This is a genomic window from Novosphingobium sp. KA1, assembly GCF_017309955.1.
Taxonomy (GTDB): domain Bacteria; phylum Pseudomonadota; class Alphaproteobacteria; order Sphingomonadales; family Sphingomonadaceae; genus Novosphingobium.
Map to the genome: position 1 here is coordinate 462,525 of NZ_CP021247.1, position 22,729 is coordinate 485,253.

34 protein-coding genes are annotated in these 22,729 nt (G+C 61.7%); 19 read left to right on the forward strand and 15 right to left on the reverse strand.

Annotated features, from left to right (window positions below):
• The first annotated feature begins 362 nt into the window (after positions 1–362).
• Positions 363–1,304: a sugar transferase gene (locus CA833_RS02250; RefSeq protein WP_242526230.1), complete on the forward strand. Its 942-nt coding sequence runs from the start codon at positions 363–365 to the stop codon at positions 1,302–1,304.
• Positions 1,305–1,730: 426 nt separating this feature from the next.
• On the opposite strand, the gene CA833_RS02255 is transcribed toward CA833_RS02250, so the two are convergent.
• The gene (locus CA833_RS02255) at positions 1,731–2,198 is read right to left on the reverse strand and encodes an Lrp/AsnC family transcriptional regulator (protein WP_142632502.1); all 468 of its coding nucleotides are present in this window, start codon (positions 2,196–2,198) and stop codon (positions 1,731–1,733) included.
• A 152-nt stretch (positions 2,199–2,350) separates the two neighbouring features.
• On the opposite strand from CA833_RS02255, the gene alr reads away from it, so the two are divergent.
• The 4 genes from alr (at position 2,351) to CA833_RS02275 (ending at position 6,784) form a co-directional block, all read left to right on the forward strand.
• Positions 2,351–3,487 carry an alanine racemase gene (alr, locus tag CA833_RS02260; RefSeq protein WP_207079093.1) on the forward strand — a complete coding sequence of 379 codons (1,137 nt, stop codon included), beginning with the start codon at positions 2,351–2,353 and terminating at the stop codon, positions 3,485–3,487.
• Positions 3,484–4,734 (forward strand): D-amino acid dehydrogenase, encoded by a 1,251-nt coding sequence (locus CA833_RS02265; protein ID WP_207079094.1) that lies wholly within the window; start codon positions 3,484–3,486, stop codon positions 4,732–4,734. The genes alr and CA833_RS02265 overlap by 4 nt, the downstream gene beginning before the upstream one ends.
• A 22-nt stretch (positions 4,735–4,756) precedes the next feature.
• A complete protein-coding gene (locus CA833_RS02270; protein ID WP_142632499.1) occupies positions 4,757–5,104 on the forward strand; it encodes a RidA family protein in 348 nt (115 codons plus the stop codon).
• Between the two features lie 798 nt (positions 5,105–5,902).
• Positions 5,903–6,784, forward strand: a complete 882-nt coding sequence (locus CA833_RS02275) for an OmpA family protein (protein ID WP_142632498.1) — start codon at positions 5,903–5,905, stop codon at positions 6,782–6,784.
• Here the strand turns inward: CA833_RS02275 and CA833_RS02280 are convergent.
• From CA833_RS02280 to CA833_RS02325, 11 genes are all read right to left on the reverse strand, one after another.
• Positions 6,781–7,869 carry a sulfatase-like hydrolase/transferase gene (locus CA833_RS02280; RefSeq protein ID WP_242526355.1) on the reverse strand — a complete coding sequence of 363 codons (1,089 nt, stop codon included), beginning with the start codon at positions 7,867–7,869 and terminating at the stop codon, positions 6,781–6,783. The two genes, CA833_RS02275 and CA833_RS02280, sit on opposite strands and share 4 nt — an antisense overlap.
• Entirely contained in the window at positions 7,851–8,285 is a 435-nt protein-coding gene (locus CA833_RS26835) for a sulfatase-like hydrolase/transferase (RefSeq protein WP_242526231.1), read from the reverse strand. The genes CA833_RS02280 and CA833_RS26835 overlap by 19 nt, the downstream gene beginning before the upstream one ends.
• A 468-nt stretch (positions 8,286–8,753) precedes the next feature.
• Complete coding sequence (locus tag CA833_RS02285; RefSeq protein ID WP_207079096.1) at positions 8,754–8,972, reverse strand: AlpA family transcriptional regulator; 219 nt, start codon at positions 8,970–8,972, stop codon at positions 8,754–8,756.
• A gap of 135 nt (positions 8,973–9,107) precedes the next feature.
• A complete protein-coding gene (locus CA833_RS02290) occupies positions 9,108–9,617 on the reverse strand; it encodes a hypothetical protein (protein WP_207079097.1) in 510 nt (169 codons plus the stop codon).
• On the reverse strand, positions 9,614–11,518 hold the full coding sequence (locus CA833_RS02295; protein ID WP_207079098.1) for a ParB/RepB/Spo0J family partition protein: 1,905 nt from the start codon (positions 11,516–11,518) through the stop codon (positions 9,614–9,616). The genes CA833_RS02290 and CA833_RS02295 overlap by 4 nt, the downstream gene beginning before the upstream one ends.
• A 321-nt stretch (positions 11,519–11,839) precedes the next feature.
• Positions 11,840–12,076: a DUF2312 domain-containing protein gene (locus CA833_RS02300; RefSeq protein ID WP_207079099.1), complete on the reverse strand. Its 237-nt coding sequence runs from the start codon at positions 12,074–12,076 to the stop codon at positions 11,840–11,842.
• Complete coding sequence (locus tag CA833_RS02305; protein ID WP_207079100.1) at positions 12,069–12,374, reverse strand: hypothetical protein; 306 nt, start codon at positions 12,372–12,374, stop codon at positions 12,069–12,071. The genes CA833_RS02300 and CA833_RS02305 overlap by 8 nt, the downstream gene beginning before the upstream one ends.
• Positions 12,371–12,730: a hypothetical protein gene (locus CA833_RS02310; protein ID WP_207079101.1), complete on the reverse strand. Its 360-nt coding sequence runs from the start codon at positions 12,728–12,730 to the stop codon at positions 12,371–12,373. The genes CA833_RS02305 and CA833_RS02310 overlap by 4 nt, the downstream gene beginning before the upstream one ends.
• Complete coding sequence (locus CA833_RS02315) at positions 12,727–13,155, reverse strand: hypothetical protein (protein ID WP_207079102.1); 429 nt, start codon at positions 13,153–13,155, stop codon at positions 12,727–12,729. The genes CA833_RS02310 and CA833_RS02315 overlap by 4 nt, the downstream gene beginning before the upstream one ends.
• Before the next feature lie 3 nt (positions 13,156–13,158).
• Positions 13,159–13,416 (reverse strand): hypothetical protein, encoded by a 258-nt coding sequence (locus CA833_RS02320; protein ID WP_207079103.1) that lies wholly within the window; start codon positions 13,414–13,416, stop codon positions 13,159–13,161.
• 98 nt (positions 13,417–13,514) lie between these two features.
• Positions 13,515–14,009 carry a hypothetical protein gene (locus CA833_RS02325; protein WP_207079104.1) on the reverse strand — a complete coding sequence of 165 codons (495 nt, stop codon included), beginning with the start codon at positions 14,007–14,009 and terminating at the stop codon, positions 13,515–13,517.
• 77 nt (positions 14,010–14,086) lie between these two features.
• Here CA833_RS02325 and CA833_RS02330 point away from each other — a divergent pair, with 77 nt between their 5' ends.
• Entirely contained in the window at positions 14,087–14,386 is a 300-nt protein-coding gene (locus CA833_RS02330; RefSeq protein ID WP_207079105.1) for a hypothetical protein, read from the forward strand.
• 263 nt (positions 14,387–14,649) lie between these two features.
• Here the strand turns inward: CA833_RS02330 and CA833_RS02335 are convergent, their stop codons facing one another.
• Positions 14,650–14,967, reverse strand: coding sequence for a YdaS family helix-turn-helix protein (locus tag CA833_RS02335; RefSeq protein ID WP_207079106.1), 318 nt, complete (start codon positions 14,965–14,967; stop codon positions 14,650–14,652).
• Positions 14,968–15,051: 84 nt separating this feature from the next.
• Here CA833_RS02335 and CA833_RS27260 point away from each other — a divergent pair, with 84 nt between their 5' ends.
• The 9 genes from CA833_RS27260 (at position 15,052) to CA833_RS02380 (ending at position 19,425) form a co-directional block, all read left to right on the forward strand.
• Positions 15,052–15,408, forward strand: coding sequence for a helix-turn-helix domain-containing protein (locus tag CA833_RS27260; RefSeq protein WP_207079107.1), 357 nt, complete (start codon positions 15,052–15,054; stop codon positions 15,406–15,408).
• Between the two features lie 122 nt (positions 15,409–15,530).
• Positions 15,531–15,836, forward strand: coding sequence for a hypothetical protein (locus tag CA833_RS02345; protein ID WP_207079108.1), 306 nt, complete (start codon positions 15,531–15,533; stop codon positions 15,834–15,836).
• On the forward strand, positions 15,833–16,402 hold the full coding sequence (locus CA833_RS02350) for a hypothetical protein (protein ID WP_207079109.1): 570 nt from the start codon (positions 15,833–15,835) through the stop codon (positions 16,400–16,402). The genes CA833_RS02345 and CA833_RS02350 overlap by 4 nt, the downstream gene beginning before the upstream one ends.
• A gap of 200 nt (positions 16,403–16,602) precedes the next feature.
• Positions 16,603–16,905, forward strand: coding sequence for a hypothetical protein (locus CA833_RS02355; RefSeq protein ID WP_207079110.1), 303 nt, complete (start codon positions 16,603–16,605; stop codon positions 16,903–16,905).
• Positions 16,906–17,064: 159 nt separating this feature from the next.
• Complete coding sequence (locus tag CA833_RS02360) at positions 17,065–17,589, forward strand: hypothetical protein (protein ID WP_207079111.1); 525 nt, start codon at positions 17,065–17,067, stop codon at positions 17,587–17,589.
• Between the two features lie 81 nt (positions 17,590–17,670).
• Positions 17,671–17,952, forward strand: a complete 282-nt coding sequence (locus CA833_RS02365; RefSeq protein ID WP_207079112.1) for a type II toxin-antitoxin system RelE/ParE family toxin — start codon at positions 17,671–17,673, stop codon at positions 17,950–17,952.
• Positions 17,952–18,254, forward strand: a complete 303-nt coding sequence (locus tag CA833_RS02370; protein WP_207079113.1) for a HigA family addiction module antitoxin — start codon at positions 17,952–17,954, stop codon at positions 18,252–18,254. Before CA833_RS02365 ends, CA833_RS02370 begins: the two co-directional genes overlap by 1 nt.
• Positions 18,255–18,391: 137 nt before the next feature.
• Positions 18,392–18,631 carry a hypothetical protein gene (locus tag CA833_RS02375; protein WP_207079114.1) on the forward strand — a complete coding sequence of 80 codons (240 nt, stop codon included), beginning with the start codon at positions 18,392–18,394 and terminating at the stop codon, positions 18,629–18,631.
• A 62-nt stretch (positions 18,632–18,693) separates the two neighbouring features.
• Positions 18,694–19,425 (forward strand): FRG domain-containing protein, encoded by a 732-nt coding sequence (locus CA833_RS02380; RefSeq protein WP_207079115.1) that lies wholly within the window; start codon positions 18,694–18,696, stop codon positions 19,423–19,425.
• 17 nt (positions 19,426–19,442) lie between these two features.
• Here CA833_RS02380 and CA833_RS02385 read toward each other — a convergent pair whose 3' ends face one another.
• Positions 19,443–19,697, reverse strand: a complete 255-nt coding sequence (locus CA833_RS02385; protein WP_207079116.1) for a hypothetical protein — start codon at positions 19,695–19,697, stop codon at positions 19,443–19,445.
• A gap of 281 nt (positions 19,698–19,978) precedes the next feature.
• Here CA833_RS02385 and CA833_RS02390 point away from each other — a divergent pair, with 281 nt between their 5' ends.
• From CA833_RS02390 to CA833_RS02400, 3 genes are all read left to right on the forward strand, one after another.
• The gene (locus CA833_RS02390) at positions 19,979–20,398 is read left to right on the forward strand and encodes a hypothetical protein (protein ID WP_207079117.1); all 420 of its coding nucleotides are present in this window, start codon (positions 19,979–19,981) and stop codon (positions 20,396–20,398) included.
• A gap of 76 nt (positions 20,399–20,474) precedes the next feature.
• Positions 20,475–20,858, forward strand: coding sequence for a LexA family transcriptional regulator (locus CA833_RS02395; protein ID WP_207079118.1), 384 nt, complete (start codon positions 20,475–20,477; stop codon positions 20,856–20,858).
• 17 nt (positions 20,859–20,875) lie between these two features.
• On the forward strand, positions 20,876–21,511 hold the full coding sequence (locus CA833_RS02400; protein WP_207079119.1) for a hypothetical protein: 636 nt from the start codon (positions 20,876–20,878) through the stop codon (positions 21,509–21,511).
• On the opposite strand, the gene CA833_RS02405 is transcribed toward CA833_RS02400, so the two are convergent.
• Positions 21,508–22,161, reverse strand: coding sequence for a hypothetical protein (locus tag CA833_RS02405; protein WP_207079120.1), 654 nt, complete (start codon positions 22,159–22,161; stop codon positions 21,508–21,510). The genes CA833_RS02400 and CA833_RS02405 overlap by 4 nt on opposite strands.
• A gap of 162 nt (positions 22,162–22,323) precedes the next feature.
• Between CA833_RS02405 and CA833_RS02410 the strand changes: the two genes are divergently transcribed.
• Positions 22,324–22,623 (forward strand): hypothetical protein, encoded by a 300-nt coding sequence (locus CA833_RS02410; protein WP_207079121.1) that lies wholly within the window; start codon positions 22,324–22,326, stop codon positions 22,621–22,623.
• Positions 22,624–22,729: the final 106 nt, after the last annotated feature.

Sequence of the window (22,729 nt, forward strand, 5' to 3'; positions counted from 1 at the left end):
TGTTCAAAATTTACAAAATCCAAATCGGACTGAAACACACCCACCATAAACACAGGCACTTAAGTAATTTCACATAATAAAACGTACGAAATATCCGCATTAAAAAGCCACAATTGATCATTTATCCATGCTGCAATGCAGCATCAACATATTGACGAGACATCAACTTTTATTACCATCTCATCAACCAAAGAATCAATTCGGTCGCCATCGCAATTGTGTTCCCTTTTCAAGCGGATGAAACGATGGACGCTATCTCGACACGGCAAGATGAGATGACCTCGCACCACCTTCCTCCGGAAGCGTATGGGACGCACAAGCGCTCTCTTTTGGGTGCAGGTGCAAAACCGCAAGGAGGCGCCATGAACCCCGTCATTCCGGCAAGCGTTGGAAGCACCTTAGCCCCTTCGGCCCCGGTCATTGCCCCCCCCTATCGCACCAACGGCTCGCAGGGGCTCGACATCACCACGGAAGGCAGCCCGGCCAACCTCGAGCATCGGGCCTGGCGCGGGCCGCTCGGCGAGACGGGGCCCGTCGCGCCGGAAGATCGGGCCATCCCGCTCGGCACACGGGACGAGACTTCCTACCTGCTGCGGGGCGAACCGGACCATCCTGCCCCGCACGCTTCGCCAGAACCGGCCGATCCTGTGGCCGGTCCCCTGCACGACGCCATGGCCACACCCCGGCCAAGCAATACAGCCGGGCTGTCCCGGGCGTTCGACGTCGCCGTCGCCATGCTGGCGATCATTGCTTTCCTGCCGCTGCTGGTGCTGGTCGCCTGCGCCATCCGCGCCTCCGGACCGGGGCCGGTAATCTTCATCCAGCGCCGCGTCGGCCATGCTGGCGGCCTGTTCCCCTGCCTCAAGTTCCGCAGCATGGTGATCAATTCACAGGACGTGCTTGACCGGCTGCTCGCCGAATGCCCCCGCGCACGCGCAGAATGGGCGCGTGACCAGAAACTGCGTAGCGATCCGCGCATCACCCCGATCGGCGCACTCCTGCGCAAGAGCAGCCTCGACGAACTGCCGCAGCTGTTCAACGTCCTGTTCGGCCACATGAGCATCGTCGGCCCGCGCCCCATCGTCGAGGCGGAAATCCCGCGCTACGGCGACCGTTTCGAGGCCTACTGCTCGGTCCGTCCGGGCCTGACCGGGCTCTGGCAGGTCAGCGGCCGGAACGAGGTCTCCTACGAAGCCCGTGTCCGACTCGATGCCCGCTACGCACAGCGCAAGTCGTTCTTCTACGACATGGCAATCTGTCTGCGCACCGTGCCTGCCGTCCTCGCTTCACGCGGCTGCTACTAGGTCGTAAACTCATAAACGGCACCATCGAGGCGCCCAAATGGCGAACAGCTCGGGCCGAAGTTGCCGCCGGGCGGGCTGGTTGCCCGTCCAAGGCAGCTTCGGTTCGAGATGGAAGCCATTTGGGCGTCCCTGCGGGATTTGCCCAAAATGGCCCAGCGCTGCGTCGGGAAGTCTTGAAATATCGACATATTCCTGCGCCTTCCCTCCTGCCACTGAGCCATTTTGCCTCAAACCTCGATGGTGCCGTTTATGAGTTTACGACCTAAGCCGTGAACAGTTCGCCGCTCCCCGCAACCACCACCCACACGCGCGCTCTGCGCCAAGCGATCTACTTGGCGCATCGCCTAAGGCACACCAGCCAGCTGCCGACGCAAGGCGGCGGCAAACAAGGCGGTGGCGAACAGGACCGGCGAAAGGTCCCCGCCGCTACCGGCTGATCCGCTTGGGGCGCAGGGCATCGCGCATTGCGAAGCTGGAACTGATGCGCGTCACCCCCGGCAAGCGCGAAAGCACTTCACCGTGGATCGCCTCGTATGCGGCAACACTCTCGGTGCGCAGACGCAGCCAATAGTCGACATCCCCTCCCATCAGGAAGCATTCGCGAATTTCCGGGCACTGCCGCACGGCGTTCTCAAAGCGTGAGAGGTAGTCCTCGGTCTGGCGCTCCAGCGTCACCTGCACCACCACATCGACGCCCCGCACATCGTCGTTTTCCGCGCCGGTGATCACGGTGTACCCACGAATCACGCCGCGATCTTCCATGATGCGGATCCGCCTGAGGCATGCGGAAGGAGAAAGCCCCACTTCCTGCGCCACTTCGGCATTGGGCTTGCGCCCGTCGAGGCGCAGCACACGCAGGATCGAACGGTCCACGTCGTCGGGGGCCCATGCCATGATCTATCACAACCTTCGTAGAACGATGCCAAATTTCGCATATCGTAGCGATTCCTGCGAATAATTGGCAGCCTATTTGAAACAGGGTACGATAGCCTTTCCTCATTCCGGCCCTGATCGATCAGGAGATAACCGGTTCCAAGGGGAATGATGTGGTTGCCGGAGCACGCCTGACAATCGACCTCGAAGCACTCGCCGCGAACTACCGGTTGATTCGCGACCGTGTGGCCCCCGCAGCGGTCGGCGGCGTGGTCAAGGCAAACGGCTACGGTCTCGGCGCTGCAGAAGTCGCGCGCACCCTGATCGACGAAGGCTGCCGCCATCTTTTCGTGGCCTTGCAGCGCGAAGCGGAAGCCCTGATTCCCGAGCTTCCCGCAGGCATTCCGGTCTACATCCTCAACGGCCTCCTCCCCGGCGGCGAAGCTGCCTGCGCGGCGCTCGGCGCGGTGCCGGTGCTCAATTCGCTGGACCAGATCGAGCGCTGGTCGGCCGAAGCGGCACGATGCGACACGCGCCTGCCAGCCGTGCTTCAGGTCGATACCGGCATGTCCCGCATGGGCCTGCCGGGCGACGAGATCGCACAGGTACTGGCGAGGCCCGAGCTGCTTCGCCCGATCGACCTGCATTTCATCATCAGCCATCTGGCCTGCGCCGACGAACCCGGCGATGCCGCCAACGCCGCGCAGGAAACACACTTCCGCACGATCGCCGCCAGCTTTCCCGGTGTCCCGCTCGCTCTCGACAACAGCGGCGGCGCGTTCCACGCACGCGGCCACTTCGACCTCGTGCGCGCCGGCATCGCGCTTTACGGCGGCGCGCCTCGCAGCAATGCACCGAACCCGATGCGCGCGACGGTGCACCTCGAAGCCCGCATCGCCCAGCTCCGCACGATCCCCGCCGGCACCGGGGTCGGCTATGGCCTGACCTTCAAGACCACGCGCGAGACCCGCATCGCCACCATCCCGGTCGGTTATGCCGATGGTTGGCCGCGCTGCCTCGGCAACCGGGGTTCGGCCTATATCGCCGGCATCCGCGTTCCGGTTGCCGGGCGCGTTTCGATGGACAGCATTACCCTCGACGTCACCGATGTGCCCGCCGAGCACCTCCGTCCCGGCGCGCCGGTCGAACTGCTCGGCCCTCATCAGGGCATCGATCAGGTCGCCGCCGATGCGGGCACCATTTCCTACGAGATCCTGACGCAACTCAGCCGCCGCTACGAACGGGTCTACCTCCCCTCTGAAACCAGCGCGCGCATTCGGAGCACTGCATCCATGAAGACTGCCCCATGAAGATCGCCATCCTCGGCAGCGGCGTCATCGGCGTCACCTCCGCCTGGTATCTGGCCGAAGCGGGCCACGAAGTCGTGGTGATCGACCGGCAGGAAGGCCCGGCACTGGAAACCAGCTTCGCCAATGCCGGCGAGATTTCGCCCGGCTACGCGTCGCCCTGGGCCGCCCCCGGCATTCCCACCAAGGCCCTGCGCTGGCTGATGATGGAACACGCACCGCTGATCCTGCGCCTCCACGCCGATCCGGCGATGCTGCGCTGGCTCTTTGCGATGCTCGGCAACTGCAACGCGCGCGACTATGCGATCAACAAGAGCCGCATGGTGCGCCTTGCCGAATTCAGCCGCGACTGCCTGATCGCGCTGCGCCGGGACACCGGCATCGCTTATGACGAACGCATGCAGGGCACCCTGCAACTGTTCCGCGAACAGAAGCAGCTCGACGGGATCGGCAAGGACATCGAAGTGCTGAAGGCCGATGGCGTGCCTTTCGAAGTGCTTGACAAGGCCGGCTGCATCGGCGCCGAACCGGGTCTGGCCACCAGCCAGGCGTCCATCGCGGGCGGACTGCGCCTGCCCCACGACGAGACCGGCGACTGCTTCAAGTTCACCAATGCCCTTGCCGCCATGGCCGCCGCCAAGGGCGTGCGCTTCCTCAACGGCACCTCGATCCACCGGCTGATCGAGGACGGCGGACGCATCACCCATGTCGAGACCGACCAGGGCAAGCTGGCGGCCGATGCCTTCCTTGTCGCCATGGGCAGCTTCTCGCCGCAGCTCGTTGCGCCGCTGGACATTCGCCTGCCGGTCTACCCGGTCAAGGGCTACTCGCTGACCGTGCCGATCGTCGACGAGCCGCGCGCGCCGGTCTCCACCTTGCTCGACGAGAGCTACAAGGTGGCGATCACCCGTTTGGGAGACCGCATCCGCATCGGCGGCATGGCCGAGATCTCTGGATTCTCCCGCGATCTGCCGCCTGCCCGCCGTGCCACGCTGGAACATTCGGCCGGCACCCTGTTCCCCGGCGCGGGCGACATGGCGCAAGGCAGCTTCTGGTCCGGCCTCAGGCCGATGACGCCGGACAGCACGCCCGTCATCGGCGCCACCAAGGTGCCGAACCTGTTCCTCAACACCGGCCACGGCACGCTGGGCTGGACGATGGCCTGCGGTTCGGCCCATGTCATCGCCGACATCATCGGCGGCCACAAGCCGGCCATCGAGACGGCAGACCTTGCCATCAGCCGCTACTGAACCTCATCCGGAAGGACCCGACATGACCATTACCCGCATCGACCAGGGCCCACGCATGAGCGAGGCCGTGATCCACGGCGACACCATCTACCTCGCCGGCCAGATCGGCGAACCGGGCGCGAGCATCACCGAGCAGACCAAGGTGGCGCTGGCGGAGATCGAGGCGTTGCTCGCCAAGACCGGCAGCAGCAAGGATCACCTGCTGATGGCCACGATCTGGCTCGCCGACATGGCCGACTTCGAGGAAATGAACGCGGTCTGGGATGGCTGGATCGCCGGCCACCCGGCCCCGGCCCGGGCGACCGGTGAAGCCAGGCTGTTCACCCCGGACTACAAGGTCGAGATCATCGTGATCGCCGCCAGGGCCTGAGAGGCTGTTTGAAAAATGCCCGAGAGGGCATTTTGACGGCGGCGCCAGCTCGCATAAAGCGAATTTCGCGGCACGGGCCCCTTCGCCCCTGCCGCGAAATCCCGGATCGGTCAGCCCGCCTCGGGATGGTCCTCCAGATGCCACTTGCCCGGAGCCGTCCGGCGTATGCCGCCGCCGCACCCCCGGCATGCCCCGACATACCCGGCATCGGTCCACACGACATCTCTCCGGACAGGCTTGTGCCGCCCGAGCAGGCACTTCAACTTGGTCGCAAACATTGCATGGCCCCCAGTGCAATTCATGAATTCCGACGACCCCCCGCCGGAATTTGCGTACATTAGTTAACACAACAAGCCGGCGATAGCCTGATTTCGGGCGGACAGTTGTCCCGCGATGAGATCGTCCGCCCGATGCATTCCGCAGCGGCAGTTGCCGCGGTGCCCTTCCCCCAGGCCGCCTGCCCTGCAACGTGGCCGCATCCGCCAAAGCGCCCACGCGGCATCCCCCTCCTCTTGCGGCCACGAATGCACGCACGAAGAGGGGCGATTCGCCACCGTTCACCGCACCGCGCTCTCGCATTACCCGCAGATCGAGGGTGCAGCCCCTGCGCGTTCATATGCGGGAAAGGCTGCCGTCAACATCCAGAAAGCCCACGGTGCACAAGGGCGGCAAGAGAGCCGCAATGGACACCCTGGCCAGATGAAGGGGGTTTTGAAAGCCGGAAACGCGAACAGGGGGTTCGGACGAAATGCCGAGGAAACGCACAAACCGGCTGAACAGGTTTGGAGGAACGACGTTATGAGTGGCATTTCCAAAAGGTCGCAGATGCTGATCATGCTCGGCATGCTGGCTATCCCGGTTTCGGGCAGCGTCGCGGCGCAGCAGCAGGATCCGCAAGAGGGCGATGTAGCGGCCACCGTCTACGGCGAACGTCCGGTCAACCGGGCGGAAGCGACCAAGGGCCCGGAGATCGAGGGCATCATCTCCGCCCGCATGGGTGACAAGATGCAGGTGACCAGCGCCGACGGCAGCAAGACCGTCATCGTCATCGATGACGCCACCAAGATCAAGGCCAGCGGCGGCTTCCTGGGCATCAGCCGCAGCAAGCTGGCGGCGACCTCGCTGCTGAACGGCCTGCCGGTCTCGGTCGACACCCTGCAGGCCAACGGTGCGCTGCTGGCAGACTCGATCGACCTCAAGAACAAGGATCTGAAGACCGCGTCGATGATCCACAACGGCACCGACCAGCGCTTTGCCAGCAACGAGGCCGCCACCGAGGCCCTGCGCGGCCGCATGGGCGACATCGACAAGTACAACGTCAAGGGCACGACCAACGTGAACTTCGACACCGGCAAGTACGATCTTTCGCCCGAAGCCAAGAGCAACCTGTGCGCCGCGGCCAATTCGGCCGATGGCATGGACAATGCCCTGCTGCTGGTGGTCGGCTACACCGACTCGGTGGGCAGCGACGATTACAACCAGACGCTCAGCGAAAAGCGCGCCACCCGCGTGGTGAACTATCTCCAGCAGGCCTGCCACTGGAAGCCCTACCGCATGCTGACCCCCACCGGCATGGCCAAGGCCGACCCGCTGGCGGACAACAGCACGCCGGAAGGTAAGGCCCAGAACCGCCGCGTGGCGGTGAACATCCTGGTCAGCAAGGCCGTGGACGGCTTCTAAACCGGGAACAGGAAATGGCCGGGGTGCTGCGCACCCCGGCCATTCGCCGCGATCGGCCGCGGCTCGCCCTCACTCGATATGCCGATCATCTCGATCAGCCTGGCCTTTTCCTGGTCGGCAAGGTCGGTCGTCTCGGCCGGATCGTCGACAAGGTTGTAGAGCTCCCAGCCCGAGGCATCGAGCGCGTTGAGCTTGTCGTGGGTGATCTCGTCGCCGAAGGCGCCGCCGGATTCGACAAACGAGGTACCCGGCCAGGGACAGACCGCGCGCCAGCCGGCATGGTAGAGCGAGCGGTGGCCGAACATCTCGTAATACTGGGTCTGGTGCAGGCCCGTGGCACCGCTGTCGTCAAAGGTGTTCTTGAGACTGAAGCCCTCGATCGGCGCCTGGGTCACGCCGCGGATCGTGGCAGGCGGCTCGACGCCGAGGCAGTCCAGCACGGTCGGCACCATGTCGATGCCGTGGCAGAACTGGGTGCGCACCTCGCCCTTGGCCTTGATGCCCTTGGGCCAGGAGATGATGAAGGGATCGGATACGCCGCCGCGATAGTGATCGGTGTGCTCCAGGAAGCCGGCGAAGACTTCCATCATGCGGGCATAGAGCTTGCGCTCGTCGTCCGAGAGGCTGTCCCAGTCCTGCACGTCGGGATCGTGGCGCGACATCACCGTGTTCTGCGGAATGACGCCCAGTTCCTTCTGCCGCCTGAAGGTTTCCTCGCGGTAGTGGTCCCAGCCCTTGTCGAACTGGCCCTTGTACTTGTCGGCCCATTCCCTCGGCACGTGATGCGGGGCGTGCTGGGCGCCGGGGCAGAAGTACATGAAGAACGGCTTGTTCTGCGCGACCTGCTTGGCGTCGGCGATCATCGCCTTGGCCTTGTCCACCAGGTCCGGGGTGAGGTGATAGCCTTCCTCCGGCGTCGCCTCGGGCTCGACCTGCATGTTGTCGCGCACCAGCTCGGGATAATACTGGTGGGTGTCGCCGCCGAGGAAGCCGTAATACCGCTCGAACCCGCGGCCCAGCGGCCAGCGACTGTAGGGACCCGCGGCCGAGGTCTGCTCGGCCGGCGTCAGGTGCCACTTGCCGATGGCATAAGGGTTGTAGCCTGTTCCTGCAGGATTTCCGAGATGAAGCCGTTCTCGAACGGGATGATCCCGTTGCCGCCGGGAAAGCCGATCGAGCCCTCGGTGATGCAGGACATGCCGTTGGAGTGGTGGTTGCGCCCGGTGATGAAGCACGAGCGCGAGGGCGAGCACAGCGCCGTCGTGGTCATGTTGGTGAAACGCAGCCCGTCCTTGGCGAGGGCATTGATGTTGGGCGTATGGATCGGGCTGCCGTAGCAGCCCAGATGACCGAACCCGGTATCGTCCAGCACGATGAACAACACGTTGGCCGCGCCTTCCCTGGCGCGCAGCGGCGCGGGCCAGGCCGGTTCCGAGACGTCGTAGGTGCGTCCAAGGACACCGTTGAACGCCTGTCCTGCCTTGTATTCCTTCAGGGCCATGATTCGTCCTCATCCAGCGGGGGTGGACGGGATTATGCAAAGGCGATCACGGCGCGGTTATCGGTGATTGCGCCCAGGCCACTGCGCGACGACCGAAAACCGGCGGGGAGCTTCCCTCCTTATCGATGGCAAATGGCTGTAGATCGATGGTTTTTCCAAGTTGCCGCAAAGGCCCAAGCACGCCTCGCCGTCACCATGGACACGTGCGGGTCAGGCCCGCCGGTCCAGCCCATCCCACCACGATCTGCCTGATGGCAAGCGAAAGGCGAAGAACACCAACGACCGACAGTCGTGGGACAAGCCGCAAAACCCGCGATTTCCCGGCCGGCTTCTTGAGGATCTAGAGATGATTTTGGATGAGCTCTTGGCGGAGAGGGTGGAATTCGAATTCATGATGTTTCACCGTTGGAAATGCGTGTGATTTGCATCCGGATTGCCCCCAGAATGCCCCCGTGGATGCCCCCGAGTTCAGGAGCGAATTGATCTCGTCGACTTCCATTTTTCGATGTCGGAGAGCGGCCACGCGACGCTGCGGCGGCCAATGCGCAGGGGTTTGGGAAACGTGTCTTCCTGCATGTATCGATAGATCGCGGACCGACTCAGGCCGGTTTCACGTTCGACCTCGGGGCGTCGCAACAGCGGGCCAATGCCCCCAGCCCGGGGAGCGGGTTGAGTGGTTTCAGCCATTGGCCTTCGATCCTTCTGATTTTGGGAAATTTTTGGCGGCAATGCCGCGCTTCCGGGGAGACCGGTCGCAAGCGGCCTCCCCTTCCGCTTGAGGGCTCATTCCCTCAAACTCGAATTCTGTGTGGCACTCGCCCCTCATATCGCCGCCTTCGCCGGCACGGGCGCTTCGACACGAACGAAGTCCATCACCAGCACTTCCGGGTTTGCGTCCCAGCTGCACGGCTTCTTCGAAAGCGAGAGGTTCTGGTTCCAGGCGCGCGCAAACGCGGTGGTATGGGTGAAGCCCTGGGCGCGGATCTCGTCGATCGTGATCGACTGCAGGAGCGCGTGGCCGACCCAAATCACCTGCAGATGCTGGCGATGCCAATCGCGCAGGAGCTCGCGCGCGAATCGGCGGCGGCCGAGGCCCGGCCCCACACCCTCGACGTCGGTCACAAACGTCGGACGCGCGCGCTTCAGCTGCGCTTGCGCCGACGAAATATGGTCGAACTCCAGTGGCAGGTGAAACGGCTCACGCACCCAAAGCAGCGCGCCCGGCCGAATGTCGGCCAGGCGCCCGCCGATGGGGCGGTAAAGGCGAGAGAGGTAGCCATCAACGAGCCGCTCGATCTGGGGCTCGATGATGGTGAAGGGCTGGGCTTTCACTCAGCTACCTCCCTGCTTGCACTCTGTCCGGTTGCCCCGTCTTCGGGGGCGGTTGCGACACCGAAGGACAGCAGTGGATGAACCCAGCCCGGGTTCTGTTGAAGCGCGCCGGCCGTGGCGCCGGTCAGCACTTGATCGTTGAGCTTGTGCCACTCACGGAAGGAGACTTCCTCTACGTGCGGCTGTGCGAGCTCGAGGCGGCGCATTTTGGGAAACAGCGCCATGAACCTTGGCGTAGGCGACCAGTAGCGGCGAATCTCGGCATCATCGACGCGGGCGAGCTCGGCAATCGCGTCATGTGCGGCTACACGCCAGCCCGGCGTGTTGGCGGAGCGGAGAAGCGCAAGGCCTGCAAGCACCGCGCCCGCGCGCCGCTTCGTATGCTCCGGCGCCGAATGGAAGGCAGTGAGCGATTCCTCCGGCTGTTCCATCCGCATGAACGGCTCAGCCGCGATTCGGTCGAGGGCACGTTCCCAGATGGCATGAGCCTCCGCATCTTCCACGAACGGCGCTACGAAGTCGGCCGGCTCCTCCTCGTCGGATCCGCGCCAGGTCGAAGTCAGCCCCCGGGCGCCGACATGAGTTTCGCCCACCGTCTTGCCGAGCTCGATGCGCAACTGGGCCCACACGATGTAATCGCGGCCGATGGTCCCTGCTTCCTCGGCATCGTCGACGAGAATCGCGCGGAGGATCTCGCGGCGAATCGAGCGCATGACGTGCAGGCCCTCGGCCTTGACCCCATGCTCTTCCTTCGCGGCCGCCCGGGCAGCAATTGCATCGCCCGGGCTTGCCGAGGCATTGAAGGCCGCTCCTGCAGTGACCGTAGTGCTGATCGACGTCGCGACCTTTGCCGCACTGGCGACCTGCCTCGGCTTTTGCTCCGCCTCCCGCTTCGCCTTCCGACTTGCCCACCAGTAGTGCGCTTCGGCGGCGCCATCGTTGCCGATCTCGACAGTTGCGACGATGTCGCCGTCCGGTAGCACAAGCTCCGAATCATTTTGCCCAGCGGCGGGGAAAAGCTCGAGTGCCGTATCGGCAAATCCATGGCTGCCCGGCGCGCTCGCCACGAAACGCAGCCCTGGCCGGCAAGTCATTGCCTTGATGCTCTCGCGGAAGTCCGCCAGCTTACTCTCTGCGAGATCGCGGAGAATGCCCTCGTCACTCACCCGGCCGCGCTCCGGACCATCGGCGAAAAGATCGAGCTCGATCCGGCCGCCCTGCCCTTGATAGATCTTGGGCCCGACGAACCGCAGAAGCCGCTCCAGTTCGGCATCCCCGACCTTCAGGTACGCGCGGATCCGCGCCGGCGTGCGGTCGTAGTCACGCAGAGCAGAAAAGTGCTTCCAGGCCGCGCGCTGAAGATCCCGATCTTCGGTTGCCGCGTAAGCCTCCGCGACCTCGCTTGAAATGGTGCGATCGGCATAGGCCGCAAAAATCGCCGGTTCCAACTGCCCCAGTCGAAGCTGACGCGCGACCCAGACTGCTTCCTGCCCGATGTTCGCAGCTATTGTCTCAACTGCAGCGCCTTCAGCGTGCGCACGCGCGATGGCCGCGTTGATCTCGTACGGCCGAAGATCCCGCCGCAGCAGGTTCTCGTGGAGAGACATCTGCGTGATCTGGTCCGGCGAAAGGTCACGCAGCACGATATCGGTTTCGTGGTCTGCTGGCAGAACGCCATCCGAAATCAGGCCTTGCAGTGCGCGCAGCCGGCGGCCGCCCGCCAACACTCCGTAATCGGCCTCACTATCTGGGGGCATGTGATGGGCGACCATGGGCAGCATCAATCCGACAGTGCGAATTGACGCCTTGAGTGCGTCAACGCTTTCCGCGTCCTCCTGGTTGATGCGAACATTGGCAGGCGAAACAACCAGCTGACTCACTCGTACGGTAGCGTACGTCATTGCACGGCACTCCGGTGATTGGCCGCTTGGTCGCGCCTGGTGCGCTTGCGGCGGGGTTGGGGCTTCAGGGGAAAGGCGAGCTGCCTGCCCTCGCCCGGGAACTCGAGATCGAGCTCCGCGCATTCGGCGCAAGTGCAAAGCCGCTCGCGGCGCTTCACGGGCGGCGAACCTTCCGACGCCGGTCCATTTCGTCCCAGAAGTAGCGATCCTCGGCCGACATAGGGCCGAGCGTGGTGCGGCGCGCGCGGCGCCGGCGGCCAATGATCTTCAAGACCATGGCCGCCACGATCGCGCGGAGGATTGTCGAGCCGCCCCGGCGCATCAGTCGATGCCCAGCGCGGTTTTGTAGGTATCCATGAGCATGTCCATTTCGCGGCGATCGTCCGGCTTCATCTTCCGGACGCGCACGATCTGGCGCATGATCTTCACGTCATACCCGACGGCCTTGGCCTCGTTGTAGACGTCGCGGATATCGTCGCCGATGCCCTTCTTTTCCTCCTCGAGGCGCTCGACGCGCTCGATCAGAAGGCGGAGGCGATCGTCAGTGGTTTCAGCCATGGGCCGGCACCTCCACAGCGCCGCAAGTGGTCGTGCAGCCGCTCGCCGTTGCAAGCGCGTGGACCGAAGCGAAAATTTCGTTCAGTTGGCTGGCCGCCAACTGCAGCCCCACCTCGTATGCCATCAGTCGCAAGGCAGTATCTGACGCCCGATCGCAGACCTCAGTCAGCGCCATAACAGCTGATTCGGCCCCGTGGCACGCAAGGTCCACTGCCTGGGCAGCGCGGGCCGGCGCAACGCCGTTCGCGATCATTAACTGCCGAAGCTGGGCGCGGGTGTTCTCACCATACTTTGTCACGCGAATTCTCCCTGAAGGCTGCGATCGGCCAAGTGCTTGTTGAGCCAGCCAGCGCCCGCGCGACGTTTGCGCCGCGCGCGGTCCTGCGCGGCCGGCGTCGGGAGATGGCGGGCATGCATGATCGCTTCGAGATCGCCGAGGTGGCCGAGGACGACCTCGTCATCCAGCGGATCGAAGTCCGCGCCGGCGCGCATCGCGTATTCGACGCAGACCGGGTTCTCGTCGCAATCGATCCAGGATTCTCCGGCGACACGATCCCACCAGTCTTCGATCTCGAAGACCTGGCCCTCGTAGGTGCCACTTGCGACGACGACGGCCTGCCCCGCAAGCGGGTGCGCCTTCCGGTGCATAGTCACGCAAATTCTCCCTGTCGGGTCGTGTGAACGTGGTCGTCGCCCAGGCAGCCGGTGCAGAGCGTCGGATCCCCCGGCACCCACGCACACGAGCCCGGGCAGGCGTCGTGCCAGGTGCAGCCGCAGCTGCGACAGATCTGCGGCTCGGGCAGACCGCTCGCCGGGTCGAAGTGGTGGTGAAGCAGCAGGAGCTCGTAGACGGCGAGATCGAACACCATCACCTGCCGGAGCAGGCGAGCCTGTTCGACCGAAAGGCAAGGCTCGTCGGCCTCCGCTGCGAACAGCCGTTCCTCGAGCTTCAGCAGATCGGCCGACGTGATCCTCCGGACGCGATCGCCTATGACGATCAGCGCGGCCGCGACCTCGACCATGTCGAGACCGGCCGCCTCACGGCGCTTTCTCAGGTATGTTCCGGGTGACATCGGCATCGTTCAGGCCGCCTCGATCGCGCGGTATTCAGGCCACTGGAAAATGACGATCACGGCATCGGAGGTATCTCCGCAGAGCATCTTAGAATGCATCTGGATCTGCCATTGTTGGCCGTCATTCTTGAAAAGGGTCGTCGCCTCATCATCTCGCCAGGCGGCGACACGCTCAGGCAGCGCGATCTGATCAAATTCCTCTCGCGTGCCCGGTCCGGCGTAGATCAGCGTCGGCGTAGACACCCCGCAAAACTCGTAATGCTTCATGTGGGTCACCTTGTGCCGAGGACGCAGAAAGACGCATCGAACGGCGAAGGCCGTACGAGCGCAGGGCTATTGGATTGCTTGCTTGGGGATCGCGCCGGTCAGCCGGGCGGCCCGGTCGCCTGCGTCATCATCTCGAGTAGGGTCAGGGCGCTGTGCAGCGCCTGGATAGCTTCCTCAACCTCTTGGATAGCCGCGCGCTTCTGACGCGGATCCACACCCGGTTGCGATGCCAGCACAAGCGCAGCGTGCGCTTCTCCACCTTCCCGGATCGCATCAACAGCCAGACGGCCGAGAGCAACCTCGTTTGAGAAACGGAACATGCCGGCTTCATCAAGCAGATAGCCGTAGGTTTCGAAAAGCGGGGCGCCATCGCCACCGGCTGAACGGTAGGCCAGATCCAGCTTGATCGCATCGTGCAGCGGGATCTTCTCGCGCCGCAGGGGATCGCCCCAGGCACGGACCATGCTCTCACTGCGCGGCTTCCCGTTCGGGTTGCAAAGCAGCGCGGCCATCGCCGACCAACCGCCGGGGATCTCGCCGGCGATGCGCGCCAGGGCAGCATCAATAGTCAGCGGGGCGCGGCCTTTCGTCATGCCATGCCTCCGGGGCTGCCCCTTGACGGCGCAGCCCCTTCGGCCATCGTGCGGTTGTCAACGCCAGCACGAGAGACATGATGAACGACGATGCGATTCAGGCACTTATCGCTGCAAACATTTCCGCAACTATCGCCAGTCTTCAAACGTGGCGAATACTGGCCAATAATGGTCTGCTGGATCCGCAAGAGTTGGATGAAATGGTCCACGGCCTTACCCTTTCCTTGGAAGGGCTACAGGGGAACCGGTACGCCGAACTGATCCGCAGCGCTTACCAGAACGTGCTCGATCCAGCGATGGCGCAGCTTTACCAAGCAGCTCGCGCAAATTGGAAAGGCGCTCCATCTCCTGAAGCAGATCAAGCTGGAGGCGATTGAGCCACCCTACCCCTAGCGATTTACGCGAGGTTGCGCGGCGCATGCGTCGCGCACGCCACAGGGCTAAAGCTCGCTGACGGCGGTGCGGCCTGCTCATGCCACTGCTCCGGGGCCGCCGAGAAGAGCGACGGCCCCTTCGGCTGACCAGCCTCGGGAAGTGGCGGAAACTTCAACGCCCCGCGCAGCGACGGCTGGAGCGACTGTGCGCAATTGCAGCATAAGCGACGGACGGATCGCGATAATTCCATGCCCCATGGTCGCAATCACCGTTCAAGCCCTCGAAGCGGATTATGGATGCCGTCAGCAGCGGCGGGGGTTTGCACTGCTGACGGCGATCCGCCCGAGTGGGGCTCGGACATGGGGTCCGGCGCGGAGAAGATGTCTGGACGCAAAACATAATCCGGGATGCCGGTCGCATCCGAAACTGTCCGGACATTCTCCGCCGGGAGCAGTTTGTCGCTCAGCAACCAACCTCGAATTGTCGACTGGCGTTTACCGAGCAATCGACCGAACGCCGACTGCGAGCCGACCTTGCGGACCGCCACTGCTAAGGCAGAATCAGATTCATGCTCTAACGCCATTGCGCTTACCTAACGCAAGGGCGTTAGGTCCGTCAAGCGCCATCGCCGCGTATCCTATCTAACGCCCTGTCGTTAGAAAGAAGCATGGATCTCGGAACTCGCATTGTGGAACGGCTGGGCGTCCTCGGAATGTCGCAGGCCGAGTTGGCACGTCGCGCAACGATCCCACAATCAACGATCAATAGCCTCATAAAGCGCGGGAGACGTTCATCTCCTCATCTCGTTCGCATAGCCCGAGAACTGCACACCACACCCGCCTACCTAACAGGCGAAAGCGATGATCCTGAGGCGGAGTTCGGCGACGATCCCGTTCACCTTACCGCTGAAGAACGGGATTGGGTTGAACTGCTAAGGGCGATTCCCTCTAAGGAGCGAGCTGCGGCGCTAACGCTTGTGCGGACAATTGCCACCAGCGCGAGGTCACCGAGCGTCCATGGATAGGGGCATTATGCCATGGAGGCGGGGTCACACATTTTAGGGTTCTAATTGCTCGAACTTCTGAGCAGCGAACCCGCAAGCCCAACGCCCAGAGTCATATTAAACTCGAATTCCAGGGGGATATTTTGGCAAGCTACATCGTCGCCTATGATCTGGTGAACAAGAAAGACGAACAGGACTATCAAGAACTCTGGGACGAGCTTGAAAAACTGGAATCAATCAGGGTTCAGCTTTCGCTTTGGTTCGTTTCTACGCACTTATCTGCCCAAGATCTGCATGACCAACTGAAATCGCATATGCACAGCGACGATAGGCTACTGATTTCTGAGATCATTGCGGACGGCCTTGCAGGTTCAGAAGTCTTTCATGGAGCCAATGATTGGCTGGAAGGGCATCCTCCCCGCAATTGCAACGGGAGCCTACGCGCATGAGCGTTGCACTCAATACCCCGGCCGCCCAGAAGCAATACGAGGCACTGCATCGCGAAGCTGGAGAAGTTCTATCCTTCTGGATGAATGTCGAGGTACAGGCTCAGCAAACCTTTTGCGCTGCACTTGAAGCACGGAATGGCGCGGCGATGAAGGCGGTCTTTCGCGCGGCGATTAATGCCAACGCGCGCCTATCGATGACGAACGAGGCTGTGACGCACTGCCTCGAAGAGATCGCCGCCGCGGAACTGCTAGATGAATGGAATAGCCTTTACGCGCGCGCTCGCAAACTCGCGAGGCGCCGAAACGCTGTTGCACATAGCCAAGCAGTGATCGTGATGGGGAAGCCCAAAGGCGGCGTCGCATCGGCGGTTGGCGCACGCCTTGTGGACCCTCTGGAGGACGGAGAGTTTCCGCCCAACCCGTCGAAACTCCTAGTGGAAGGCATCAGCGTTGAGCAGTTGGTCGAAATGAAGGGGCGGTTTCACAGCCTGGCGTTTGATCTCCAGACCCACCGAGAGAAGATCTACGTAGCGCAAAAGCAGTTTCGAGCATCGCCCGCACAGTGATTTCGTCGGCGGCGAAATGCTCATCGAGCAACCCAGACTCGTTGAGCACCCTCGCCGCCGCCGCGACCATCTCCGATGTAACTTCGATATGCTCGCTCACCTTCACCTCAAACATCTGGCCGCCGGATAGCAGCCCTTCCCACATTGCCATTCTGCCAAAAATGAGCGGCGATCACTACTAACATGAACGGAGCATCAGGATGAGCCATTATAAGGGCGTGGATCTTTCTAGTCGCTACGAGCGTGAAACTGAACTCGCCGAGATGAGACAGATAGTGGATGCCTTGAGCCCGCTGCTCCTAAGCCGCATCAAGGAAATCTGGTGCGATTCCAAGGCTGGCGCCTGCTACGCAGTCACGATGCGCGCCGGCCCGTGGGACGATAGCTTCGCCACCGGGATCCACGCCGCATTCATGACCCAAGGCGGGCACAACGGCATCTCCATCCAAGGCGCCCCCCGTGAGATTTTCATCGAACCAGAATGGGAAGGTGACGAGTTGTAAATCATCTTGCGCGGCGTACTACCCAAAGTGCCTACCCTGTCGAATTAAGGCTGCGAATCCGACCGGCGATCGGCCTTCGTTCAAGATCGCAGAAATCAAATGTCAGGTCCGCGTGGACCGAGAGCGGATGGAACAACTGCAACGCTTGGTGGGGCAACTATGAGAATCAACATTCCACAATGGGCATCAGCGCTCGGGCTGGTTGCGATTGCCCTCCAAGGGTGCGACGCAGTCGATCCTTTTGCCGATGCGAAGGACGTGGTGAGACACGACATGCTTGATCCCAACGCGGCACAGTTTCGGGATTTAAGCCACTGCCCCGCCGATCAGTTGATGATCACCGGCGAAGTGAATGGCAAGAACAGCTACGGAGCATACACGGGATTCAAACCGTTCTTTTATGCTGACAGCGGTGTCGTGGATTTAGATCACGGCGATTTTTCGGCAGCACTGAAACGTTGCTACGGCCACGATGCAAACGACGTGGCACCGGACACGCTTGAAGCACCCACGCTTCCCGAGGCGAGCGAGAGCACGAAGGTCGCTGACCAAGCACACGTTGACCTCCCCAAAGGCCCGAACCGCTTCCCCTACGTCGCGCCCGATGGCGTCGACATTCGCAACGCGACCGACGAAGCGAACTGGAAAAAGTACGGCACCACCGACCCAGATGGCGGTGAATGACAGCTTGTCCGAGAACTGGCTTTCCACAAATATGTAAAGTATGGCTTTACATGTCCCGTAAAGCCATACTATACAATCCGCATGGAAATCGAAACCGTCTCGCACAAGAACCTGCGCAAGTTTCTCGAAACCGGGAGGGCCAAGGGGATGATCGAGCCGGAGCGGATCACCGACATGATCGCCTTCATCGTTGCGGCCGCCACGTTCAACGAACTGACCGTCCCGCCGAACTTCGGTTTCCATGCCCTGACCGGCGATCGCGCCGGCACGTTCGCCATGACCGTAACGCGGAATTGGCGCCTGACATTCACCAAGGTCGACGAGCAGACAATCGCCGACCTCGATCTCGAGGACTATCACTGATGGCGATCAAGGTTCACCACTCGATCTTCGTCCACCCAGGCCCCTGGCTCCGGCGCCAGTTCATCGAGCCGTATCACCTCACCGTTCAGGCGACGGCGACCGCGCTGGGCGTGACCCGCGTGGCGATGAGCAACCTGCTCAACGGCAAGGCCGCCCTCTCCGCCGAGATGGCGCTGCGTTTCGAAAAGGCATTCGGGATCTCGGCCGATACGCTGATGCGCATGCAAACCGCCTACGATCTTGCCCAGGTGCGAGAGCACGGGGACGAGCTCGTCGTCGAGCGCATCGCCAAGGCCGCCTGATACTAGCGAAAAGTGGGGGTACACCCCGGGGGTACCGGCCTTTTCCGGCTATCGCCGAAACCGCAGAACCCTGCGGCTTTGAGCCTTAAGCACGGCGGACGGACTATCCGCCGCGAAAGGTTCCAGAAGGAGTAAGCATGCGTGAACCAGCCACTGTCGCCTGCCAAGGATACTGGGACCTAAACCGTGCCTGGAAGGAAATTGTGCGCATTGCCGATGCACTCGATATCCCCCAAAATGCGTTAAAAAGGGAACCGCCTTATGGGAAAGGCGGACAAGTCATCATACCGTTCTATTGCGAAATCGATGGTATATCCGAAGAAGAAGCGATCATAAAACAAACCGAGATTATAAGTGCTCTTTATCTTGGAATGTGATTGTCCGGTCAGACCCATCCGCAGTAATTAGTATTCAAGAAATTCCGAATGAGGGGGGGCAAATGTCGCTTGGTTTTGAAAGCTTGAAGGTCGGTGGGCTCAAATGGGTCGCGAGCTATCTACAGTCCCTCGAGATCCCCTTGTTCCCCCAGTCGTATTTTCGCGGGCACGCATCAACCGACTGGAAACTTCAGGCATCGGTATTCAGGCCTGGCACCGTCGGTATTACCCGGATTGCCGAACTCAGCGCTTGGCAGCAAACTGCTCGGCGCTTCTTTCCCGGTGGATTGCACGGCCCGCTGGAGTACCTAGTGCTAGCCCAACATTTCGGCATTGCGACCAACCTTCTGGATTGGACGACTAACCCGTTAATCGCGCTTTTCTTTGCCTGCCAGAGCGATGCTGGCGATGTTGACGGAGTGGTGATTCAAATCACTGGGACTGCACTCGATGTCGAAGGGCTGTCTGCTGAAGAAATCCTGTATCGCGAGAAACAGCCCCCCTTGATCATCGACACATCGACCATGAACATTCGCTCTACCGCGCAAGACAGTGTTATGTCTCTACATGGTCCGGACGAGCCGCCGCTCGACGGAAAGGCAGTTTTCCGAGTCCCGCACACCGCCAAGAATGAAATCCTGCACGCTCTTACGCTCTTTGGCATAACTCCAGAACGCGTATACGCTGATTTGGGCGTAGCAGCCGTCCAATTTCGCGACGCCCTTCATATCCAACATCAAATACGCGAAGCCTTTCAACGGGCGGGATCAACTCCGTTGCCCCCACAAGTATGATCCGCACCGCGTCGATCTCAGGGAATCAGAACTTTTCCGTTTGAGAGCTCGGCGATTACAAGCTCGTCACCACGAAGCTCGCAAATCTCAACGGGCACTCCTTTAAATCTCTTCGCGCCTGGAATTTCTGAAGCAATGAACGGGTGCGTATCGAGATGCGCCGCAATATCATTCCAATGAGTGTCTCGAAGCCGGAACTCTTTCACGGTCTGCCCTTGGTTTGCGGCGCTCTCAATTTGGGCTTCCATAACTTTCAACACATAGAGAAACATCAATCATTCTCCTGCACTAATCCGATCGCGATCAAACGGCGGATTGCTTCCGGCCTCCCTGGCGAATCAACCTCACGGCTACGCCAAGTATCAATCGCATCTAACTGATCACGCTTGATCCGGACGCTAACTTCCTGGCTATCGACCCTCGGCCGCCCCATCGACTTTTTACGCGTATCAACTATTGCCATGCCAACTTTATGCGCGCATAAAGTTCGGGCGGCAAGAGAGTTTGCACCTCTCCGCCGCCCTAACCACAACCGATCACGAGGAGATCGAGCATGGCTATCGCTGCCTCTACCATTCACGTCGTTTCCGCCAATGCCCAATCTTGGCTACAGCGCGTCGTCGCGCAGTTCATCCACACCCATGACGAGCCCGTGCCAGCGACGATCACAACGACGATCGTCGACCTGCGATTGATCCTCCGTCGCATCGAGCATGCGCGCCGCGAACACATGCGCTGGGATAGCCGCTATCTGTCGCAGACGGTACGCCGAGCAGTGATTGCGCCGCTTGAAGAGTTGAATGTGTCCGACAACCTGCATCGCTTGCGGCACGGTGCGATCTTCGCACTCGCGCCGATCGCTGAGATCGGCCGCGCGCACGCCCGCGAAGCCATCAATGTGGATCGCGAACTTGAAGAAGCTGCGCACCTGGTGCGCGCTGCGATCGCCGACGCCGAAGCTTCGCGAGACTAGCCCCTGTAAATCCCCTGAATTCTTGCTATGTTCTGCTCTGCGGGGCCGGGGCAAACCACGATGACAACAGGGAAACATGGCGCCGATGCGCGAGGTGGCAACTGACGCCTCGCTTCGGCTGAGGCCTGAGATGACGAGCCGGCGCCTGCTGGTGCTGGCTTTCGTCCGGAACTACATCGAACGATGGGGCGAAAGCCCCTCCTACGGCGAGATCGCGAACGGTCTGGCCATCAGCGCCACGCGGGCGCGGCAACTTGTGAAGGCGCTGGTCAAGTCCGGCCAGCTGCTCCGCAAGGCCGGCCCGCGTGGCCTTTCCCTTCCGACGCAAGTTGAGGACGCAATCCGCCAACTGCGCGAACTCGGCTGGCAGGTCGATGACTCTGTAGGCCTCGCCCTGCCCCCCTGCGCAGATTCGTCTCTGCTCGCACCGCCAATGCTGGACTACCACCCTGATCCTTAGGCGGAGACACAGGGGCGATGGGAAAAGCGAAGACACGGCGCATTCGAGAGCGGGCCAAAGAACCGACGCACCTGCAATCCCCTGCTTATCGACGGTGGGCTGAACGCCATCCGCGCCAAGCGCGCGACGAGGAGCAGCTTCAGCGCTACAACGCCTCGACGAAAAAGAACTGGGCGCACCGAACCAGCGGCACTCCAGAAACCCATGCAAAGGCCGCGGCAACGCGCCAAGGCGCCGTCGCCCGTCTGTTCGAAACCGGCGACATCGATGCATTCCAGTTGTCGGCCGCCGTTTCGATCGCCGCGACGCACGCGCGGATAACTGGCGATGTCACCGTCAGCACTGTGAGCTTCGAAACGCGTGTTGACCAAAGCGGACGAGCAGATGCCTCCTTCTTCGAAAAACTCGGCACCGTAAGGGCCGAAGTTGCGTACACAAATTGGCGTCGACGCATCGAGCACCAGGCACTGGTGTTCGCGATCCTCATTGATGACGTCGGGATCTCTATCGCGGCCAAGCGCTTCGGAATGCGCAATGCGCGGGCAAAGAAAATCCTGATCGATGCCCTCGACCTTTGGGAACAGTTCTCAATCGAAGCATGTAAGTCGATCGATGATGCCACGCTCCTCGCCGCGCAAGCGGGAATCCTTTAGGCAACGTCAGTCGCCTGAGCGATCAAAGCGTTCATGTCGTCTGCGGTGCGCGCCATAGCCGCCTGATGCACCAAACGCTTGGTCAGATACCTGTTATGAGTATCGGTGAGCCAATCTTTTAGATCCCAATCACCGTCGTCTAGAGAAATGGCTTCGCCAGTCGGATTTCCTTGAAGGCTGGCTGCGATTTGCAAAGCTCGAAGTCCTAATAATGCAGCCTTTTCTCTCACCAATGGGGAAACTTCATCATCCTCATCGTTATGAGGAGAGTCTGAAAACGCTGCAATCATCCCTCGTATTCCGTTTACCGCTACGGGGAAGTCGAGCATTTCCCTCGTCACGTCGGGACCGAGCGCTCTCCAATCGATGGTCTCCGGTAAATCTGGAAATTCCGGAACATTGCCAACCCACTGTCCCGCCTCGCCTCTGGACCCCTGATAGTTCTCAGAGTCGCTGATCGCGTTCGATAGATCGTTGGCGTAGGCCTCAAGCGAAGCGACGAGATAGATCGTCGAAAATTCCCGATCAGTTTTTCGCTTTCGGCGATCGCCCAGCCATTTCACCGCAAGAGAAAACGTCGTGGTAAGGAATGACGATCCTGCCACCAGGCTCAGTACCTGCCACCATGTCACGCTGATCTCTGCCGCCATAGCTTACCCCCTGCGCAAAATAGACCCTGCCAAACCGTCACCATAACAGGCAAATCCGACCCCGCGATAGCTGCGCCCAACCTCGGTAGGCGGCAGTCTGAAGCCCGAGAAAGCCCGTCGACCATCCGGTTGGCGGGCTTTTTGCGTCAACAGGGGAAGTACATGACGAAGAAGGCCCAAATCCTCGACAAGCGTGCGAGGCAGCGTGCCTCCGTCGGCTTCTCGCCGGTCCCGAACGTGCGCGTCGCGCAGGCCCTGCAGATCGCCTACCTGGAGCAGATCAAACTGGGCCTGACGCCGACCCAGGCGATGGAAGAAGCAGAGCGCGCCGTTGCGCGCCAACTGCCGCCAGTGCCGTTCGGGCGCCGCAGCTATCGCCTTCCCAAGCCTTCCCGCAGCGATGATCCGGCCTATCGCAAGCCGATCCGCGTCAAGCGTCACCTGTCGTGCTCCGCCGCGTAGACGCCCGGCCGAGCCTTGCGGCTCAGCTAGATGAGCAGCGCTGCCAGCTCGACGAGATCCTTTCGGAGCTTCAACTGGGCGTACGCAGCGCTGGCCATTACGACGC

What these genes read in the sequence shown, in the direction of transcription:
- CA833_RS02255 (WP_142632502.1), bottom strand. Translation starts at nt 2,198, where the DNA reads ATGGCATGGGCCCCCGACGACGTGGACCGTTCGATCCTGCGTGTGCTG.
- CA833_RS02300 (WP_207079099.1), bottom strand. Translation starts at nt 12,076, where the DNA reads ATGGCTGAAACCACTGACGATCGCCTCCGCCTTCTGATCGAGCGCGTC.
- CA833_RS26835 (WP_242526231.1), bottom strand. Translation starts at nt 8,285, where the DNA reads ATGGCCCTGAAGGAATACAAGGCAGGACAGGCGTTCAACGGTGTCCTT.
- CA833_RS02275 (WP_142632498.1), top strand. Translation starts at nt 5,903, where the DNA reads ATGAGTGGCATTTCCAAAAGGTCGCAGATGCTGATCATGCTCGGCATG.
- CA833_RS02410 (WP_207079121.1), top strand. Translation starts at nt 22,324, where the DNA reads ATGACGAAGAAGGCCCAAATCCTCGACAAGCGTGCGAGGCAGCGTGCC.
- CA833_RS02285 (WP_207079096.1), bottom strand. Translation starts at nt 8,972, where the DNA reads ATGGCTGAAACCACTCAACCCGCTCCCCGGGCTGGGGGCATTGGCCCG.
- CA833_RS02400 (WP_207079119.1), top strand. Translation starts at nt 20,876, where the DNA reads ATGGGAAAAGCGAAGACACGGCGCATTCGAGAGCGGGCCAAAGAACCG.
- CA833_RS02325 (WP_207079104.1), bottom strand. Translation starts at nt 14,009, where the DNA reads ATGACGAAAGGCCGCGCCCCGCTGACTATTGATGCTGCCCTGGCGCGC.
- CA833_RS02375 (WP_207079114.1), top strand. Translation starts at nt 18,392, where the DNA reads ATGCGTGAACCAGCCACTGTCGCCTGCCAAGGATACTGGGACCTAAAC.
- CA833_RS02360 (WP_207079111.1), top strand. Translation starts at nt 17,065, where the DNA reads ATGAGAATCAACATTCCACAATGGGCATCAGCGCTCGGGCTGGTTGCG.
- CA833_RS02330 (WP_207079105.1), top strand. Translation starts at nt 14,087, where the DNA reads ATGATGAACGACGATGCGATTCAGGCACTTATCGCTGCAAACATTTCC.
- CA833_RS27260 (WP_207079107.1), top strand. Translation starts at nt 15,052, where the DNA reads ATGGATCTCGGAACTCGCATTGTGGAACGGCTGGGCGTCCTCGGAATG.
- CA833_RS02320 (WP_207079103.1), bottom strand. Translation starts at nt 13,416, where the DNA reads ATGAAGCATTACGAGTTTTGCGGGGTGTCTACGCCGACGCTGATCTAC.
- CA833_RS02270 (WP_142632499.1), top strand. Translation starts at nt 4,757, where the DNA reads ATGACCATTACCCGCATCGACCAGGGCCCACGCATGAGCGAGGCCGTG.
- CA833_RS02265 (WP_207079094.1), top strand. Translation starts at nt 3,484, where the DNA reads ATGAAGATCGCCATCCTCGGCAGCGGCGTCATCGGCGTCACCTCCGCC.
- CA833_RS02380 (WP_207079115.1), top strand. Translation starts at nt 18,694, where the DNA reads ATGTCGCTTGGTTTTGAAAGCTTGAAGGTCGGTGGGCTCAAATGGGTC.
- CA833_RS02405 (WP_207079120.1), bottom strand. Translation starts at nt 22,161, where the DNA reads ATGGCGGCAGAGATCAGCGTGACATGGTGGCAGGTACTGAGCCTGGTG.
- CA833_RS02350 (WP_207079109.1), top strand. Translation starts at nt 15,833, where the DNA reads ATGAGCGTTGCACTCAATACCCCGGCCGCCCAGAAGCAATACGAGGCA.
- CA833_RS02355 (WP_207079110.1), top strand. Translation starts at nt 16,603, where the DNA reads ATGAGCCATTATAAGGGCGTGGATCTTTCTAGTCGCTACGAGCGTGAA.
- CA833_RS02395 (WP_207079118.1), top strand. Translation starts at nt 20,475, where the DNA reads ATGGCGCCGATGCGCGAGGTGGCAACTGACGCCTCGCTTCGGCTGAGG.
- CA833_RS02315 (WP_207079102.1), bottom strand. Translation starts at nt 13,155, where the DNA reads ATGCCGATGTCACCCGGAACATACCTGAGAAAGCGCCGTGAGGCGGCC.
- CA833_RS02390 (WP_207079117.1), top strand. Translation starts at nt 19,979, where the DNA reads ATGGCTATCGCTGCCTCTACCATTCACGTCGTTTCCGCCAATGCCCAA.
- CA833_RS02295 (WP_207079098.1), bottom strand. Translation starts at nt 11,518, where the DNA reads ATGACGTACGCTACCGTACGAGTGAGTCAGCTGGTTGTTTCGCCTGCC.
- CA833_RS02385 (WP_207079116.1), bottom strand. Translation starts at nt 19,697, where the DNA reads ATGTTTCTCTATGTGTTGAAAGTTATGGAAGCCCAAATTGAGAGCGCC.
- CA833_RS02250 (WP_242526230.1), top strand. Translation starts at nt 363, where the DNA reads ATGAACCCCGTCATTCCGGCAAGCGTTGGAAGCACCTTAGCCCCTTCG.
- CA833_RS02335 (WP_207079106.1), bottom strand. Translation starts at nt 14,967, where the DNA reads ATGGCGTTAGAGCATGAATCTGATTCTGCCTTAGCAGTGGCGGTCCGC.
- CA833_RS02370 (WP_207079113.1), top strand. Translation starts at nt 17,952, where the DNA reads ATGGCGATCAAGGTTCACCACTCGATCTTCGTCCACCCAGGCCCCTGG.
- CA833_RS02365 (WP_207079112.1), top strand. Translation starts at nt 17,671, where the DNA reads ATGGAAATCGAAACCGTCTCGCACAAGAACCTGCGCAAGTTTCTCGAA.